Origin of the sequence: Dorea sp. 210702-DFI.3.125, assembly GCF_020560945.1 — a bacterium.
GTDB classification, from domain to species: Bacteria; Bacillota; Clostridia; order Lachnospirales; family Lachnospiraceae; genus Dorea; species Dorea formicigenerans.
On sequence record NZ_JAJCNF010000023.1, the window covers coordinates 38,946 to 56,358 of the forward strand.

Below are 17,413 nucleotides of genomic sequence, written 5' to 3' on the forward strand. Positions count from 1 at the left end.
TCCTCGTAATTATTGCTCAATATTACATATAGCCCATATATATTTTCCACGAGGCGTATATTGTACCTCACGAACAATTTTTATCTCTACATCAAGCAACCCTTCGCAGCGTTGACTAATATAGTTCTCAATATTTTTTAACTCCTTATTTGTAAGTTCTTCTTCCTGTACAATATGCAGTTCCGCTTTTCCTATTACATTCTGTACATACTGATATGTACGAACTTTTTGAGTCTCCGACATATGTAAAGTCATAGCTCCCTTAAAAATTGGAACTCCATTTTTTCCAATAAGTTTTACCTCTGATTTTCTGTGCCCTATTAATTTAAAACTTCCATCTTCCTGTATTTGAACAACATCATCTGTCACATAACGAATTAATGGCATTTTGTGAGATATAAATCCTGTACATACAATCTGGTATTCGTCCTTAACGTCTGTTGGAAGTAATTCTGTATATCCGTACAGTTTATCAAAAGTACATTTTCCATTTACTATATATCCAAAAACGGCTCTTTCTGTATGTCCATAGGTAGATACTACTTTACATTTGAATGTACTCTGCACAATCTCTATATCTTCCTGCGTCCAGTTTTCTGATGTAAAAACAACACCTTTTAATTGAAGACTTTTATTGTATTTTCTACACAATTTTGCAAAGTATGAAATCGCAGATGCGTAGCAAGTTATGAAATCTGGTTTAAAATTTATAATTAATTTATATATATCTTCAAAATTTTCTTCATTAAAAAGTCTGAACGGTGAGATTACAATATCCGCTTTTATCGGAGAAAAATAGTACTCCTTACCTTTATTATGTCCGTAAAATGATACTGTCCTTGATTTTTTAGGATCATATCCCAAAGGTGCCAGAAAATGCGAAAAAAATGCTCTTTCTTTATAATAAGAGTCTTTATCTAAAAGACATTTCAATGCTTTTCCACTACTTCCTCCGGTATAAGACGTATAATATGGTATATCTTCCGTCGAATAAATTTTTTCACCAATATCGAATATATCTTTCTTAGTCAATACAGGAATTTTTTTTATATCATCAAAAGAATCCATTTTTTCTGGATTAAAATTTATTTTTGTGAATAGCTCTTGATAATATGGAACATTATTCTTAGCATAAATTAAAGTTTTCTTCAGTATCTCTAATTGCTCTTTCCTCTGTTCCATTTCATCCAGTTTTTCATACTCATTCAATTTAAAATATGTTTTTTTAAAAACCGGATTATCTGCGATTACACGCACGAACATTGGTAACAACAAAAATTTTATTTTCATTGGTGTTTTTTCGTATATTTTTTTTACAATATCAAATTTCATTTTTTTCCCTCACTAACTAATCTATTCTTACATTAACTACGCAGCTATTTGTAAATCAATTTCGTCCTTTGTGAGAGATTGATGTAATTTGAAATCTATTCTATATTTCGCTCTGCCCCCCCCAATTGTTTTTTTATAATTCTGTATTATCATTTTATATTTACCTCTCTTTGTTTTTTCTAACTCATCAACTACAACCAGATTCAACTCAAAATATGGAAGCTTTTCCTTTACACGATTATATATTTTTTTCATTTCAATATCAGATAATTTCACATCTGTTTTTAATCTCATTTCCACCTTACCAATCTCATTCTGCTCAAATTGATAAGAGTCTATTTTTTCAAAACAGTCCTCATGGGTAAATTCTATTGTCGTTGCTGATATTGTATAATCATTTTTTCCGTATAAAACCTCATTTTCTCTATGTCCTACAATTTTATATCCGTCTTTATAAGGAATGGCTTTATCGTCTACTTTATAACGAATTAATGGCATTTTCCTATTTATAAATCCGGTGCAAACAATGTTATCTTCTGCATCATTTAATATCTCTGTATATCCATAAAATGGATTAAAAATATATTTATCTCCATATTTTTCTGCAAAAACGGCTTTTTCTGTATGACCATAAAACATTGCTATCGGACAATTAAATACTTCTTGAATTCTATTTTTCTGATCTGGATACAAATTTTCCGAAATAAGAAAAATCGCTTTTACAGAAGTTTTTAATTTAATTTTATTTTTTGAAAGCAACCTACAAAATGCAGCAATTAACGATGGATATCCATATATAAAATTGCCTTTAAATTTCTCTATTTTGTCAACAATTTTTTTAATATTATCTGAATCTAACATAAACGGATTAATTAAAAGCTCATTGTACATTGTATTCTTTTTTGTCAATTTACCATTAAACTCAAGTTCCCGAAAAGTTATTAATTTACTTTTTTTATAGTTATATCCAAATGCACTCCAATAATGGTATACAAAAGCTCTTTCTTTATATAATGATGGATAATCAAATGCTATTTTTATTGGCTTCCCGGATGTTCCACCAGAGGTAGCATAATAAAAATTCTTAATACTATTATCTTTAAATTTTTCCTCATTTTCTCTAATAATTTGTTTCGTTAGATAAGGAATTTTTTTTAATTCTTCCAAATTATCAAATTCATCTACATTAAAATGAATTTCATCAAACAATTCCTGATAATATTGAATATGTTGATATGCATATTTAAGCGTTTCTTTTAACAAGATTATCTGGTACTTATCTATCATCTCTGAATTAGCTATATAATTATGGTTTTCTAACAAATTATATTGTTTTCTAAAGCTGGAACTGTAAATAATCTTGTATCTACCAACTTGACCTACTATTTCTTTTATCCATTCTGGCATAGATCCATATATTTTTTTTATATTCATAAATTATTTCTCCATAACTTTATCGCAAGCGAACATTTCTATCTTTGTATATGTAGCACATCAAAGCTCTTTTATCAATAATGTCGTATTAACAATACTTTTTTGTTTTGTAGAATTTAAAGGAGAATACACAATCTTATTCACTGTTTCCACCTTATTATAATCAGATGCGTAAGCTGCTGTTTCTAAATTAGCCTGCGATTTTGACTGCAATTCAATCCTATGATTTCCTGCCTTTATTTCACATCCATTCAATGTACAATCTGATCCTATGACAAAAACCTGCTTTATGTTTTCCAAATTCGCAGCTTGTATTTCATCATTAATCTGTATCTTTATTTCATTTAATCCACTAATTACTATATTTCTTGTATGAATAATATCACTATACTTAATGGACATCTTTAAATATATGATATTTTCTACATTATCTAGCTTCGCTACGTTGCATTGATATTTCTTTCCCCATAAAAATGGTCCTAATATTTCTGCCTGATTTTGGTCATTTACACACACTGTATTATGATTCTTAGTTGCTCTAAATTCATCTCTTGTCTTTTTAGGCACATGATAATTATATGTTCCAGGATCAACAAATACCGGCACTCCTTCTATGAACAACTGGAAACTTAGTGCATCAGCATGTCCATGAGCTGCTAAAGAACCAAATCCTAAATCTGCATGATCAATCCCTATCAAAACTTTGTTATTTTTGCTTCTCCAAAGTGTATAGCCGCCCTCTTTATAGCATTTTACTTCTGGACTATAATAACAATGCTTTTGTAAAACACTATCCTGAGAATCTTCCTCTAAAATCCAACACAAATTTTCATGGATATTTTCCATTTTTGAATATCTTTTTGGTAACACACTTCCCATCAAATCTAATACATAACGATAATGATCAAAATGTTCTCCAGATAAATCTAATATCTTTCCTTCATCGTTATCACCAAAAACTACAGTTTCTCCATACTCTCCGCAACAATCACACATAAATTCACTCATATTCAAAAGATATTCTTCCCATATTTGAGGGATTTTGATATGATTATGCTTCATTTCTAGCATCAATAATCCATAGGCTTCCATTACAAAACTCTGGTAATGCAATGACATTTCCTTATTTACGCCGTCTGCATAGTTCTGTCTTGGCAATTCTTCCGTTAATATATTAAACGCAAGTTTTTCCCAAGGTTTATAATCAAAAAACATTCCCGACATTCCCACCGCATACATTTCTATAATCAAATGATTATTTGCAGATGAATACTTTGCTCTATGTTTTACAATATAGTCTGCCATTACAATTATGCCACGAGATATATCTTTTAATATTTTATTGTTTTCCAAATTATATTTTTCAAATGCTTTATTCAAAAAGCAATATGTATATATCCATGAATTGACTCTAATTGCAATTTCCATTGCACTCGTCCATTCAACACCACACAAAAAATGATTTTTATTATTCCAATCATAAAAAAGTTCTTGTAACTCTTCTAAAATGCTGAAATCACCAGTTACATAGAACGATTTTGCCATTCCTGCAAACTGATAGTGTCTATTTAGTTCCCAGTTTGTCCTTATATCTCCAATATCCTCTCTCTGAGAAATCGAAATATCATACGAGCATTGGTCTGTCGGCCAAACATTTTCTGTTTGAAAACCGGCATCCCATGCTCTTTTATACTTATTATAAGAATATACTCCGAAAAGATTCTGCTCTTTAAACACAGTGAATTTTTCATTATTCCAATTGATGCTTATTCGATCCACTTGAGCATTTAAATTTTTCAATTCATCCGGCAATTCAAATTCATATACAGGCAGGTTTTCTTTATAATATTTCCTTCTTTCCTGCTTCTGCAAATTTTTCTGCTGAAAACGCCAGCAGATTTCGCCCATATTCATAGCTTTCAATCTATTTAAATACCAAGTTATCTTTTTCATCAATCATCACCATATTTTATAATTTTTCTTCAAGAATATCTGCAATTCGCTTACAAGCAAAACCATCTCCATAAGGGTTGCTTGCTTTGCTCATCTTCTCATATTCATCTTTGTTTTCAAGCAAACTCTTGAAGTTCTGATAAATAGTTTCTTCTTCTGTTCCAACCAATTTCAACGTTCCTGCTGCAATTCCCTCTGGACGCTCTGTAGTATCTCTCATAACCAGCACTGGCTTTCCAAGAGAAGGAGCTTCTTCCTGGATTCCACCAGAATCCGTTAAAATCATGTAACTTCTATTCAGGAAATTATGAAAATCAAGTACTTCTAGTGGTTCAATAATACGGATTCTTTCATCATCTCCCAGAATACTATCCGCAATTTCTCTTACTACCGGATTCATATGAATTGGGTAAATAGCCTTTACATCTGGATGTTCATCCATTACTCGGCGGATCGCTCTAAACATATGTTTCATAGGCTCTCCAAGATTTTCTCTTCGATGAGCGGTTATCATAATCAAACGGCTATCAGATGCCCATTCCAAATCTGGATGCGTATAATCTTCTCGCACAGTAGTTTTCAATGCATCAATCGCAGTATTACCAGTCACGAAAATTGTTTCTTCTTTTTTTCCTTCTTTAAGAAGATTATTCTTAGAAAGTTCAGTTGGTGCAAAATTAAACTGACTAATAATGCTTACTGCCTGACGGTTAAACTCTTCTGGATATGGGCTGTAGATATTATATGTACGCAATCCTGCTTCTACGTGCCCCACTGGAATCTGTAAATAGAAACATGCCAGTGCAGTTACAAATGTTGTACTCGTATCTCCATGTACTAAAACTACATTTGGTTTTTCTTTTTCCAATACTTCTTTTATATTATTTAAAATATTTGTAGTTACATCAAATAAAGTCTGTCTTTCTTTCATAATAGACAAATCATAATCTGGCTCTACCTGAAATGCTTCTAACACCTGATCCAGCATTTGTCTATGCTGTCCAGTTACGCATACTACTGTTTCTAACTGTTTTCTTGTTTTCAGCTCATTGACCAGCGGACACATTTTTATGGCTTCTGGGCGTGTACCAAAAACTAACATTACTTTTTTCATCTATTTACTCCATTTAATCTATTATCTTTACCACTTTTGCGGGTACTCCTACCGCAACTGCATTATCTGGAATATCCGACACAACAACTGCTCCAGCACCTATAACTGCATTATTTCCCACATGAACCGGACCTATGATATTAGCTCCAGCTCCTACGGTCACGTTGTCACCAAGGACTGGAACTTCATATATTTCAGAAGTTCCACCCATGGTAACATTTTGAGATATGTGACAGTTTTTCCCTATTACACATCTTTTATGTATGACTATTCCCAATGCCTGATAACCTAATATTGTTCCTTCACCAATTTCAGCCTGATATGGTATTACCCCCCCCCCACAATACTCTGATAGCACCTTTTATCAGCATTGGGAGTAAAGGTATATGGTGAAGATATAATTTGCGTTCAACCTTATACCATTTATATACGTTCATAACATTCCTCTACAGTCTGTAAGTTCCTTCTAAATCACAGATTTTTCTAGTATCTAAAATAACCTTACCTTTTAATTTATCCATATTCTGCTTGATTTCATCATGACCAACTAAAAGAACCACAAGTTCCACATCACTGATAAACTTGTCAAGATCATGATACTGATTTGGCACAATATCTTTAGTGATGAATGGATCATATACTTTAACAAGGTCACCACATAAATGTCTTTCCATAGATTCTAACATCTGTAATGTTGGAGATTCACGCATATCATCTACATTTTCTTTGTAGGTAAGACCATATAACCCAACTTTGCTGATATCTGTTATCTTATTTTCTTTCATAATTTCATAAATACGATTCAGTACAAAGTCTGGCATTCCATCATTTGTCTTCATGGACTCATCAATTACTTTTGCAAGACTTGGATAATCACCAACAAGGAACCATGGATCTACAGAAATACAATGTCCTCCAACTCCCGGACCTGGCTGAAGAATATTAACACGAGGATGCATATTACATATTTTAATAATTTCATAAACATCCATATTATCATGACGGCAAATCTTAGCTAATTCATTTGCAAAGGCAATGTTTACTGCTCTGAATGTATTTTCTACTACCTTTGTCATTTCTGCAGTTCTAATATCTGTTACTACAATTTCTCCCTGACAGAATGAAGAATATAATTCCTTAACTTTTTCTCCCACTGCCTTATCATCTGCACCAATAGTTCTGTTATTGTGAAGAAGTTCATATACCATGTTGCCTGGAATGATTCTTTCCGGAGCATGAACAAGATTAATGTCTTGTCCAATAGTAAAACCTTTTTCTTCGATAACAGGTCTTACAAATTTATCAATAGTTCCCGGTGAAACTGTTGATTCTATAACCACAGTTGCCCCCTTATGGCATACTTTCATTACATCCTTCACTGCTTCAACAACATAGCAGGCATCTACTTTCTTAGAGAATTTATCATACGGTGTCGGTACAGAAACAATATATACATCTGTATTCTGATATTCTGTTGTAAATTTGATACCAGCTTTTACTGCATTTTGAAACAGTTCATCCAAACCATCTTCTTTGAACGTTGTTTTTCCTGCATTTAATGTATCTACAAGTTCCTTGTTATAGTCAGTACCTATAACTTCTACACCATGAGAAGCCATCATAAGTGCTGTCGGTAATCCAATATAACCTAATCCAATAACGTTAACCATTTTCTTTATCTCCTTTTACTTTTTAATTTTTTCTTTGTTTTATAAGTCAATGCAACAAATTTTGCATTTCCAACTATATAACGCTTCCACATTCTACGAGGTTCCTGTATAAAACGATAAAACCATTCCAGACCATGCTTCTGCATCCACAACGGTGCACGATCTGTTACACCTGCAACAACATCAAAACTACCGCCTACTCCCATAACAAATGGAATGTTTAACTGCTTCAAATATTTATTTACCCAATACTCCTTCTTAGGTGAAGAAAAAGCAACAAACATCATATCCGCACCTGACTCTGCCATATTCTTGACTATTTCAGGCTCATCCTTTTCTGTAAAATATCCATTTCTATATCCTACGATCTGAATGTTGGGATATTTATCCTCAAATATTTTTTTAACTTTAGTGACAACCTCTTCTTTAGCACCAAAAAGATAGATTTTATAGCCTTTTTTATCTGACAATTCTACCAATCTCTGGAATAAGTCTATTCCTGTAACTCGTTCTTTTAACGGTACACCCAATTTCTTTGCTGCCCATACAATAGATGCACCATCCGCATTAATTAACGGACACGCATTTACTATCTTTCTTAATTTCAAATCCTTTTCCATCAGATTTACTTTTGATGCATTAATAACAACATGTTGTGTAGGAATACCTCTTTTTATGATTTCTTCAACACGTCGAATTGTTTCATCCATTGAAATCGCATTTACATATGTATTTAAAATTTCATAGCGATTATCAGTGTTTTTATTCAATGGCACTTTGTTTGCTCCTTCCTCATTTATATTTATAACTTACCTATATATATCCTCTGCAGCTTAACTTCTATTTTTGAAATCAAGCTGCAAATTGATATTTTCATCACATAGAACCATCTTTTCTTAGAACTACCATTACTGTTTTAAACAATATTTTTATATCTAGCCCAATGTTCCAGTTTGTGATATACTCTTTGTCAAGACGAACCACCTCTTCAAAATCAGTAATGTCGCTACGTCCGCTGACCTGCCACATACCGGTTATTCCCGGCTTAATTGCCAGTCTTGCACGATGGTGCAGCTCATAAAAATTCGTTTCCGAAATCAAAGGTGGCCTGGTTCCAATTATTGACATATCACCTTTCAACACGTTAAAAAACTGCGGAAATTCATCAATGCTTGTTCTTCTGATAAAATCCCCAATACCAGTCTTATGTGTTCCATCTGGAAGAATCTTATTTCCAATAACTCGTGGATCAAAATCCAATTTGAACATCTTTTCATCACCCAGTTTGTTATCTTTCATCAGTTCAGCCTTACGTTCTTCTGCATCCATATACATGCTTCGGAACTTATACATTTTGAATCTCTTTCCATTCTTTCCTACACGTTCCTGTGCAAAGAAAATCGGTCCCGGTGATGCTATGTAAATTGCTGGAGCAACAAATATAAATAAGATTCCGGTAATCAAGCATCCTACCAAACCTCCGGCAATATCCATCAGTCGTTTCAACATCAGATCTCTTGTAGATGCATAGTTAATACTGGTCGTCAGTACTGTATAATCCCCAACTTTTTCTACAAACTGTTTTTTCCCCGGCACGCTTTGTACCTTTGCAAGATTTAGATGTACTGTTACTCCGGTTTCCGTAAACTGCTCGATCAGTTCTTTTGGATATGGAACTACACCGGATGTCACAATCAGAACTTCATCAATCCATTCTTTGCAGACATATTCGGCAGCATTTTCCATATTTGCTACTACTTTCACACCATCAATATACTTTCCTGTCATTTCCTTATCTATAACAGCAATTCCAGCAATCTTATACCGGGCATAATTATGCTCTTTCATGCTCTCTACTACTGCACTCACTACATCTGCTGAAACAACAAGAAGTAATGAACGATTTTCACCATCTTCCATTTTCTTTCTAAGTAAATGTTTCCACAGCTCTCTTACCAGATAAGTAAGTAGAATATAGATAACGATATTCAGTATCAATGCCAGTCTGGAATATTGCTGTCCTTCCTGAAGCATAAATAAATAAAGCAATAAACATGCTCCAAGAATTACTCCATGCTGTGCTGTTACAACAAAATCTTTATAGTACCCTCTTTTCAAAACGTTTTTCAATGTTCCCATTGCAAACAGCACTACCAAATCTGCTACTTCCATAAAGACAGCCATATTTCTGTAAAGAATTAGCTGGTATGGATTAGCTCCATATCCGCTTAACACATACGCCAGAACGAACGCCACCTGCAAGCAGATCAAGTCCAAGATGATAAAATCCACATGTTTTATCCATCCTGTAGAATCTTTTCTATACATACTTTCTTTCCCCTTTACTCATTTTTCAGATTCCATTACGTTCGTTTTCAACTAACTGCTACAATCCTCTGACTTACCAACGAACAAAGACTTTTTATAAGAAAATACGAAGTCCTTCACAGAACTTTGTATATTACATTCAATACTACTAAGAAACAATCTATGCCCGGCACATAACCCAATTATCAGGGCAGGCAAAGCACAATAAAAAAATGGATTTGTATTAATTAAGAAATGCGATTCAATTTGATAATAGATAGCAGCCATAAGCAAACAGCCTATAGAAACTGCCAGATAGATTTTCCGATGTTTCATCAGATTCTTGCCATATTCAATTTTTCCGTTTGCTTCTTTCCCACTATAAGGGGCTAGGGAATTGCATTTGCACTCAGCGATCCGCATCTGCTTCATTTTTCATACCTCGCTTTACCCCCCCCACACACATACGCACTCTGGGGGATTTTAATTTTTTAGTTTTTCATTATTCATATCGGCAACCTAACGTCCCTTAGCCCGTCATTCTTTTTCAGATTAACAGGCTCAAGTTTTCTCCTTTTCGATTTTTATTGCTCTATGATTGGGTCAAATTGAGCATCCAAAGAGCCATCCAATATCTATGAACCGCTATAATGTGACCCTGCTGCAGCAATGAAAAATCGAATTATCATAAAACGTTTAAGCCACACATGCCGCATAAATACTGGAGTTTTCTCTGGTTGTCCCTATTATATCCCACTCCCCCACCAGACTCATATCACCTTTTAAGATATTTAGGAGCTGTGGAAGTTCATCTAATCTGCATGCACGAATAATGCGTCCAACCTTTGTAATTCTTGGATCATTTTCTCCTGCTGACAGAACTGCTCCACTGTACTTTTCAGCATCTACTCGCATACTGCGGAATTTTAAAATTTCAAATACTTTTCCATCTTTTGTAAGTCTCTTTTGCTTATAAAATGCCGGACCTCCATCTGACTTCACAGCAATTGCCGTAATTAGGAATAATGGAGATAATACAATTGTTGCTATTCCCGATACTACAATATCCATCGTTCTTTTAATGATTTGATATTCTATCGATGGCTTATATCTCTGAGTTTTCAAAATTGGTAAGTATAACATATGTATCTGTTCCGATCCACGCATCATAACATCTGCAATTCTCGGAATCATAAAAAGTTTGATTTTATGACTAATACAATGTTTTAATATGATATTTCTTTCGCGAGAATGTATCCCACACAAAAATGCGGCATCAAATTCTTCCATTACTTCCAGCTTATCCATAATACTTTCCACTGGATAAACCGTCTTGATATTAAATCTCTTTTCAAGTCCATATGTATGAATAAGATTTTCCATTCCCATTCGTTCGTCATATATCACGGTTGTACGAAGCGGAGGATGTGTAGAAAAATAACTTTGATGCATAACATATGCCCATATTACTCCTATAACGCACTGCCCACCCCAGGTAATAAGTCCCGGAATCAGATTCGGTAAATGGATAGATAACATCCAAATCAGGATATACATAATAATATCCGTAATCATGGTTGCCAGTACTTCACCAAATATAACATCTCGAATCTGTAAGATGGATACGCGAAAGCAATCCAATCTTTGTCCAAAATAATAACAAATTAAAAAGAATATTATCATAACAAGTACGCTAACCTGCTTTGATCCGACTGTTGTGGTTCTCGGTTCGTAATATAATGTCCAACATATTAAGAACGGAATCATCAGCAACACGATATTTACCATTTTTACAACTGCAAATGGAATTTTTTTCATTTCTCAAATCCTCACTATAACTAAATCTCTGCTCTTATGACCATTTTATATAATACAAACAATTTGTTTGTGTGTATTCATTTTCATTGTCTCGTTTATGTCATTCATTTCTCAAGTCCAAGAGAAGCTGACGTATAATTTTCATACTTCAGCTCCCCTAAGCCCTAACATTTTCAATTAAGCATTCTTTTTTCTGAATGCTACAACTGCTGCCGCTCCTAAAAGAACGACTGCTGCGCCAGCGAATGGCACTGTGTTTGTGGAATCAACACCTGTTTTTGGTGATGTTCCTGTTGTATTTGTCACTGCCTGTGAAGCATCAACTTTCGCAATAATTGCGATTGGTGACAGATCCTGTAATTCAAAAGTAATCTCTTTATTGTCCAGGTCTACGTTAGATGGTGTGATAACCTCCCATACTTTACGCTCTGTACTGAAGTGAAGTACTTTTACGTCTGTCATTCCTTTTGTAAGTGCAGGTACAGATAATGTTACCTGGTATTTTCCATCTGCAGTTTTGCTTACATCTCCGATCTTTCTAAGATCCATAAATGCTGTTACCAGAGATTTTCCTTCAATCTCTGATGCAATACTGGATTCTGCCTTTGCAAGATCTTCCAGTGTCTTAGTTCCAGCATTGATGTCTTTGATCAGATCTGCTGTTGTCTTGTCAGCTGCTGCGACTGTGTCCAGTTCTTCCTGATCCATAGCATCTACTTCATAATATCCTTTGGAATTTCCGACTACAGCCATTGTTGCTGTCTTACTTGCTGCGGATACACCTACAACCTGCATTGCAAATACTGTTACCAGCATAGCCAGGCTGATCAGTTTCTTCTTCATTGGTCCTTACCTCCTTTTCCTAATTATTGTTCTATAGATACTAGTACGGCTTGTACCAGATATCTACGGTTGTCCATACCTGCATAGCAGGTAGATAGTGTGATGATCTTGTCATCTGCTGTCACACTCGCTGCTGTATCAATATTCGACTTCATATCCCGGATATCGAATACCATATCCAGGTAAGCCTGGTAAATGTCTTTGTTATCAAAGTTAAAGCTTTGTAGCAGATGCCGGTTGTCATACAGGTATGCTGCAAAGATCTGGTAGTGCAAAATCTTGTCCGGCATGTAGATGATGACTTCTTTGTTCTGATCAAAGAAATCCCGGTCCATATATTGATGCAGACCGTCGAACATGGAGCCATTTGCCATGCCATGTCCGTAGATCACGGTGTTCGGATCTTCGAATGTCTTCGTATTGTAATCCTCGGTAAAGATTGCTCCGGCTTTGTTCTCATCATGTTCCACACTGTGGTTCAGATAATAGCTGTTATCTGTCCCGCTCTGTACGATTGGATAGTCGATGACGGTTCCCGGTACTTTGATCCATGCATAAATGTCTGGATTCATGTTCTGTAATGTCTGGAAGTCGATTGGTATCTCGACGGTACTTTTTTGTGTCTCTTCCGGTTCTTCTGTCACGACTTTTTCTTTTATTTTTTCATATTCCTGCCCTGCATGGGCATCCTGATAATATTGGTAATATGCAATTCCTCCGCAGATCAGTCCGGCTGCTGCCAGTATCCCTGCTACGACGTATCGTTTCTTCATAATTCTATAGCCCCTTACGTCTTATTGCTCTTTTATCTGTTTTTTCATCTATTTTACTTCTTGATAGAATGTCTCCATAATCTTTGCATACAGAGCATCGTCGTCTACGTGGTATTCATCGTAGGAAAGACCTTGTGTTCCTTCCCCCGGAACGGTCCATTCTGTGTAGCCGTCTCCTTCGTCTGCTGTCTGGAACAACTTCATCAGACGGTCTTCGCTAATATTTGTGACGGTATATGGTTTGATCGCCACGAACAAATCTGCTGCAAATTTTGCATTTTGCTCATAGCATTCTTTTGCCTTTTTTGAAAACGCATCTAAGAATGCTTTCTGACGTTCCATCCGGTAGATGGCGCTCTGGCTTTCATCTACATCTCTGCTTCTTAAGAAAACTTCTGTATTTTCTTCGGTCAGTGTTACTTCTGCACCTTCGGCAAATTCCGGATATTCATACTCCAGACTGTTATTTGGCACAGTCACTGTCAGACCGCCTACACTTTTTGTAAGCTCTGGAATCCCGTCTAAGTTCATGGCAAGATAACCCTGAATCGGAAGTCCATAGAAGAGATTGGACACCGCTTCCTGTGTAAGTTTGCAGCTCTCGGCGCCTCCGTCTCCATATCCATAAGAGAGGCTAATATGGTCTTTAGATTTTCCAAGGCTTTTTCCTTCCAGGTCAAAGCTTTCCACATCTGTCATCGTATCTCTTGGAATCGAAATCAGCGTCATTTCCTTTGTCTTGCGGTTCAGTGACAACAGGAATATGGCATCTGCCTGTCCTGCATCGGCTTTTCCAACTCTTGTCTCTGCCGGTGTACGCTTGTCTACTCCAAGTAATAAGTAGTTACTGAGATTTTGATTGTATTTGTAAGTCTTTCCCTGCCAGGTGACAGTGTTGGAATCATCTGCTTCCGCGGTTGCTTTCGCACTTGCCGCTTCTGCTGCTTTCTTTTTTTGGATACCTGCATATCCCAGACCTGCCACTGCAAGTACCGCTGCGCCTGCGATAATAACTGCTGTGAATCTTCCCCGGCGTTTTCCTGATGATTCTCGCCGTTCTGGTTCTCGACTGTCTAGTTCTCGTCTGCCTGATTCTCGTCTGTCTGTTTCTCGTCTGTCTGATCTTCGCTGTTCTGATTCTCGTCTGTCTGACTGGTGTTGTTCTGATCTTCGCTGTTCTGGTCCTCTGTCCATGTCTGATCTGATTTCTCCTTCTGAATCTCTTCCTGCGCCGCCTTCTTTAACTCACTGCTATTTGCAGCTTCTTTCTTATGATTGAAAAATAAAAGCGAACCTAATATCAGGAATAATACGATACATGCAATCAACAGCAGAGTGTTCTGAACCTTCGGGTTCGTCTTTCTTTTCTTCATACTGTTCTTTACATTCCTTTCCTACGCATTTTCATGATTCTGGTCATAGCCATAACCATACTTACTTCCATAACTGTAATAGGAATAATATTTTTCTTTTCTTGCATCAACCTTATTCAGCACAGCTCCAAGCATATGTGTTCCACTCTTTTCCAACTGCTTGATTGCTTTCTGCGCTGCACGGTATCCTACAAATCCACTCTCAATCAGCAGAATTGCTCCATCACACACCTTGCCAACAATAGCAGCATCCACCACATTTGCCATAGGAGGTGTATCAATCAGGACGTAATCATATCTCTGTTTCAATTCGATCATCAACTTCGCAAATACTTTGCCATTCAGAAGTTCTGATGGATTCGGAGCCATCGGTCCTGCAAAGATCACGTCCATATTTTCATAATTTGTTCCATATAAAATATCGCGCACCGGTGCCTGTCCGCTTAAGTACTGGGACAGTCCCTTCACGTCACTATCCACGAGATATCTCTGCACAAGGACAGATTTTCGGATGTCCGCATCCAGAAGCACCGTCTTCTTACCGGCCATACCCATTTCCTTTGCGAGCTGGAAGACAACATCACTCTTTCCCTCATTCGGGAAACAGCTTGTCACAAGAATCGTCTTAATATCCGCTCCTGCAAACTGGATATTTGTTCTCAGCGTCTTTAACGCCTCCTCGTAAAAGTAATTTGATTTACGAGGATCCGTCAGCTCCACCCGAAGCTTAGATGCCTTATTATCACGGCGGGACACTGCCGCTTTTGCCTGCGCATTTGTATATGTAGTTCTAGCTTGCTTTTCGTTTTCCTGCATCATTTCTCTTTGACTTCTTCTTTCCTGATCCATTAATATAATCCTTTCTGTCTGGAATTACACTCAGTGTAGATAATCCCAGATATTTTTCTATATCTTCTTCAGACTTAATCGTATCGTCCATAATCGTGCGGATAACAATCACACCTGCGCACAGGATCATACCTGCCAGTACACCCATCACTGCCATCTTCGCCACGCCTGTATTCGATCTGGAAGTCGGAACCTCACCTTTTTCAATGATCTTAGGCGGTGTAACCTCCATCTTGTCTCCGATATACTCAGAAGCAACCTCTGACAGCTTGTCTACAATCTCCTTCGCCTGCTTGGCATCAGAATACTCCACAGACAACTGCAGAATACGCGTATCGTCCTGGTTCGCAACTGTAATCATATTCTTCAGTTGCTTATAGTCCATGTCCAGATCTAACTGATCGATAACATCCGTAAGCACCGGACGGCTTGTGATCAAGATGGAATAGTCCTTGGTAAGCTGTGAGCCCACCTGCAGATCCGCCAGAGAACTAAGCGTCGTCTCCTTGGTCAGTACAAGCATCATGGACGAAGATGTGTACAGCGGCTTCACTAAGAATCCGGCATACGCACACGCAATACAGCCGAACAGCAGTCCCACTCCCAGGATTGCCAGTATCTTCGACTTGAGCACATAAAAGAGCTCCAGTAAGTCAATTTCCATCTCATCATTGTCGTAATTCTTTCCCATTAATCTGATTTCCTTTCTTGGGGGACGGTTGGGGACGGGGGTTTTTTGGGGTTTTGGGGACGGGGGTTTTTCAAAAAAACCCCGTCCCCAATTGGACTTCTACCTGTCCCTCTTTGAATTGTGTGTATTTTTACCCTCCCATTTTCTAGGGTTTCTTTTATTTCTAACCTGTCCCTTTTTGAATTGTAAAAAATTTTGAAACAATTTATGTTTTAGGCTTGTGTGATCCGCGGTCATCTAATATTCTTCTTGCATTGCCTTGTATCAATGCCCATACATAATCTTCAGACAGATTCTTGTTCAGCCACTTCTCAACGTGTTCTGTCTGTGGACTGCGTTCTCCGCTATTGTGCATATCTGTTCCCAGGTAATGGACCAGACCATCTTTCAGTTGTCGCTTACACCACTGTGCTGTATTATTATTCCATCCTCCATCTATAGAGCTGTAATTCATCTGGATTCTTGCTCCTGTATCAGCCAGCTCTTCCAGTCTGCCTTCTTCTCTTAACACATGATACCTTTCTACATGTGCCAAAATTGGGACATAACCTGCCATCTGCATCTGGCGCACTGCGCTGAATATCTTAGAGTAAGCTGTCCCCGGGAGGAATTCCAATAACACATATCTGCTGTCTGCCAGCGTCAGAAGCTTTCCTTCTTTTAGTAACTGTCTTGTATCTACCGAATACATAATTTCCTGTCCCGGAAATACCGGAAGCCTGACTCCAAGTCGTTGATATGCCTGAATTCTGAACTTCTTACACAATGTTCGAATCTCCTGCACTCGTTCTACGGATGCATTACGGACTGAGCCATGTGGCGTTACGATCATACCTACAAAGTCCTGATTCAATGCCATGCGTAGCATCGCTAATGTCTCTTTCGGATTTGCAGATCCATCATCTATACCAGGTAGTATGTGACAGTGCATATCTATCTTTTTCATCTCTACTCCTGTATATGTATTGTATATAAATTTCACTTATTTTTTACAGCACAAATACCACCTGATACTTTTGACTTGTACACAAGGTGGAAAAATTATCAATCTGCGTTATTACTATTTCATGTACTGCAAAAATAGTATTTAATTAGTCTTATTTCTTGACTACCTTTTATTACTGATTAAGACTACCATGTTTTGACAATATTTGCAATAGACAAAAGCTGTCAATTTCTGTTTGGGGACGGGGTTTTTTTGAAAACAATGTCATTAAGTTAAGGATAAAATTGTAATTATTGAGGCTTTGACACTT

At 36.6% G+C, this 17,413-nt stretch carries 17 protein-coding genes; all 17 read right to left on the minus strand.

The annotated features are described in order from the left end of the window. Positions 1 to 9: 9 nt before the first annotated feature. Positions 10 to 1,332 carry a hypothetical protein gene (locus tag LI164_RS11200; RefSeq protein WP_227087151.1) on the minus strand — a complete coding sequence of 441 codons (1,323 nt, stop codon included), beginning with the start codon at positions 1,330 to 1,332 and terminating at the stop codon, positions 10 to 12. A 36-nt stretch (positions 1,333 to 1,368) separates the two neighbouring features. Continuing rightward, positions 1,369 to 2,766 (minus strand): hypothetical protein, encoded by a 1,398-nt coding sequence (locus tag LI164_RS11205; protein ID WP_227087152.1) that lies wholly within the window; start codon positions 2,764 to 2,766, stop codon positions 1,369 to 1,371. Between the two features lie 60 nt (positions 2,767 to 2,826). Next, entirely contained in the window at positions 2,827 to 4,719 is a 1,893-nt protein-coding gene (locus LI164_RS11210; protein WP_227087153.1) for an alginate lyase family protein, read from the minus strand. 16 nt (positions 4,720 to 4,735) lie between these two features. After that, positions 4,736 to 5,833, minus strand: a complete 1,098-nt coding sequence (gene wecB / locus LI164_RS11215; protein ID WP_227087154.1) for a non-hydrolyzing UDP-N-acetylglucosamine 2-epimerase — start codon at positions 5,831 to 5,833, stop codon at positions 4,736 to 4,738. 13 nt (positions 5,834 to 5,846) lie between these two features. Beyond that, entirely contained in the window at positions 5,847 to 6,191 is a 345-nt protein-coding gene (locus LI164_RS11220) for a serine O-acetyltransferase (protein WP_227087155.1), read from the minus strand. An 88-nt stretch (positions 6,192 to 6,279) separates the two neighbouring features. Continuing rightward, the gene (locus LI164_RS11225) at positions 6,280 to 7,503 is read right to left on the minus strand and encodes a nucleotide sugar dehydrogenase (RefSeq protein ID WP_227087156.1); all 1,224 of its coding nucleotides are present in this window, start codon (positions 7,501 to 7,503) and stop codon (positions 6,280 to 6,282) included. 5 nt (positions 7,504 to 7,508) lie between these two features. Further along, positions 7,509 to 8,279, minus strand: a complete 771-nt coding sequence (locus LI164_RS11230; protein WP_227087157.1) for a WecB/TagA/CpsF family glycosyltransferase — start codon at positions 8,277 to 8,279, stop codon at positions 7,509 to 7,511. A 100-nt stretch (positions 8,280 to 8,379) separates the two neighbouring features. Next, positions 8,380 to 9,831, minus strand: a complete 1,452-nt coding sequence (locus LI164_RS11235) for a sugar transferase (protein ID WP_227087158.1) — start codon at positions 9,829 to 9,831, stop codon at positions 8,380 to 8,382. A gap of 51 nt (positions 9,832 to 9,882) precedes the next feature. Continuing rightward, positions 9,883 to 10,242: a hypothetical protein gene (locus LI164_RS11240; RefSeq protein ID WP_069989256.1), complete on the minus strand. Its 360-nt coding sequence runs from the start codon at positions 10,240 to 10,242 to the stop codon at positions 9,883 to 9,885. 264 nt (positions 10,243 to 10,506) lie between these two features. Next, on the minus strand, positions 10,507 to 11,628 hold the full coding sequence (locus LI164_RS11245) for a sugar transferase (protein ID WP_227087159.1): 1,122 nt from the start codon (positions 11,626 to 11,628) through the stop codon (positions 10,507 to 10,509). Between the two features lie 177 nt (positions 11,629 to 11,805). Further along, positions 11,806 to 12,471: an LPXTG cell wall anchor domain-containing protein gene (locus LI164_RS11250; RefSeq protein ID WP_005336067.1), complete on the minus strand. Its 666-nt coding sequence runs from the start codon at positions 12,469 to 12,471 to the stop codon at positions 11,806 to 11,808. A gap of 23 nt (positions 12,472 to 12,494) precedes the next feature. Continuing rightward, positions 12,495 to 13,244, minus strand: coding sequence for a class B sortase (srtB, locus tag LI164_RS11255; protein WP_227087160.1), 750 nt, complete (start codon positions 13,242 to 13,244; stop codon positions 12,495 to 12,497). 48 nt (positions 13,245 to 13,292) lie between these two features. Then, the gene (locus LI164_RS11260) at positions 13,293 to 14,228 is read right to left on the minus strand and encodes an LCP family protein (protein ID WP_227087164.1); all 936 of its coding nucleotides are present in this window, start codon (positions 14,226 to 14,228) and stop codon (positions 13,293 to 13,295) included. An 89-nt stretch (positions 14,229 to 14,317) separates the two neighbouring features. After that, positions 14,318 to 14,617, minus strand: coding sequence for a hypothetical protein (locus LI164_RS11265; protein ID WP_227087161.1), 300 nt, complete (start codon positions 14,615 to 14,617; stop codon positions 14,318 to 14,320). A 21-nt stretch (positions 14,618 to 14,638) separates the two neighbouring features. Then, positions 14,639 to 15,466 (minus strand): CpsD/CapB family tyrosine-protein kinase, encoded by an 828-nt coding sequence (locus LI164_RS11270; RefSeq protein WP_227087162.1) that lies wholly within the window; start codon positions 15,464 to 15,466, stop codon positions 14,639 to 14,641. Beyond that, a complete protein-coding gene (locus tag LI164_RS11275) occupies positions 15,408 to 16,157 on the minus strand; it encodes a YveK family protein (protein WP_227087163.1) in 750 nt (249 codons plus the stop codon). Before LI164_RS11275 ends, LI164_RS11270 begins: the two co-directional genes overlap by 59 nt. 205 nt (positions 16,158 to 16,362) lie before the next feature. Next, positions 16,363 to 17,103: a CpsB/CapC family capsule biosynthesis tyrosine phosphatase gene (locus LI164_RS11280; protein WP_005336076.1), complete on the minus strand. Its 741-nt coding sequence runs from the start codon at positions 17,101 to 17,103 to the stop codon at positions 16,363 to 16,365. Positions 17,104 to 17,413: the final 310 nt, after the last annotated feature.

Bases quoted from the DNA above. Each gene is read 5' to 3' on its own strand.
- LI164_RS11200 (WP_227087151.1), bottom strand. From the start codon at position 1,332: ATGAAATTTGATATTGTAAAAAAAATATACGAAAAAACACCAATGAAA.
- LI164_RS11205 (WP_227087152.1), bottom strand. From the start codon at position 2,766: ATGAATATAAAAAAAATATATGGATCTATGCCAGAATGGATAAAAGAA.
- LI164_RS11210 (WP_227087153.1), bottom strand. From the start codon at position 4,719: ATGAAAAAGATAACTTGGTATTTAAATAGATTGAAAGCTATGAATATG.
- wecB (WP_227087154.1), bottom strand. From the start codon at position 5,833: ATGAAAAAAGTAATGTTAGTTTTTGGTACACGCCCAGAAGCCATAAAA.
- LI164_RS11225 (WP_227087156.1), bottom strand. From the start codon at position 7,503: ATGGTTAACGTTATTGGATTAGGTTATATTGGATTACCGACAGCACTT.
- LI164_RS11235 (WP_227087158.1), bottom strand. From the start codon at position 9,831: ATGTATAGAAAAGATTCTACAGGATGGATAAAACATGTGGATTTTATC.
- LI164_RS11240 (WP_069989256.1), bottom strand. From the start codon at position 10,242: ATGAAGCAGATGCGGATCGCTGAGTGCAAATGCAATTCCCTAGCCCCT.
- LI164_RS11245 (WP_227087159.1), bottom strand. From the start codon at position 11,628: ATGAAAAAAATTCCATTTGCAGTTGTAAAAATGGTAAATATCGTGTTG.
- LI164_RS11250 (WP_005336067.1), bottom strand. From the start codon at position 12,471: ATGAAGAAGAAACTGATCAGCCTGGCTATGCTGGTAACAGTATTTGCA.
- srtB (WP_227087160.1), bottom strand. From the start codon at position 13,244: ATGAAGAAACGATACGTCGTAGCAGGGATACTGGCAGCAGCCGGACTG.
- LI164_RS11265 (WP_227087161.1), bottom strand. From the start codon at position 14,617: ATGAAGAAAAGAAAGACGAACCCGAAGGTTCAGAACACTCTGCTGTTG.
- LI164_RS11270 (WP_227087162.1), bottom strand. From the start codon at position 15,466: ATGGATCAGGAAAGAAGAAGTCAAAGAGAAATGATGCAGGAAAACGAA.
- LI164_RS11275 (WP_227087163.1), bottom strand. From the start codon at position 16,157: ATGGGAAAGAATTACGACAATGATGAGATGGAAATTGACTTACTGGAG.
- LI164_RS11280 (WP_005336076.1), bottom strand. From the start codon at position 17,103: ATGAAAAAGATAGATATGCACTGTCACATACTACCTGGTATAGATGAT.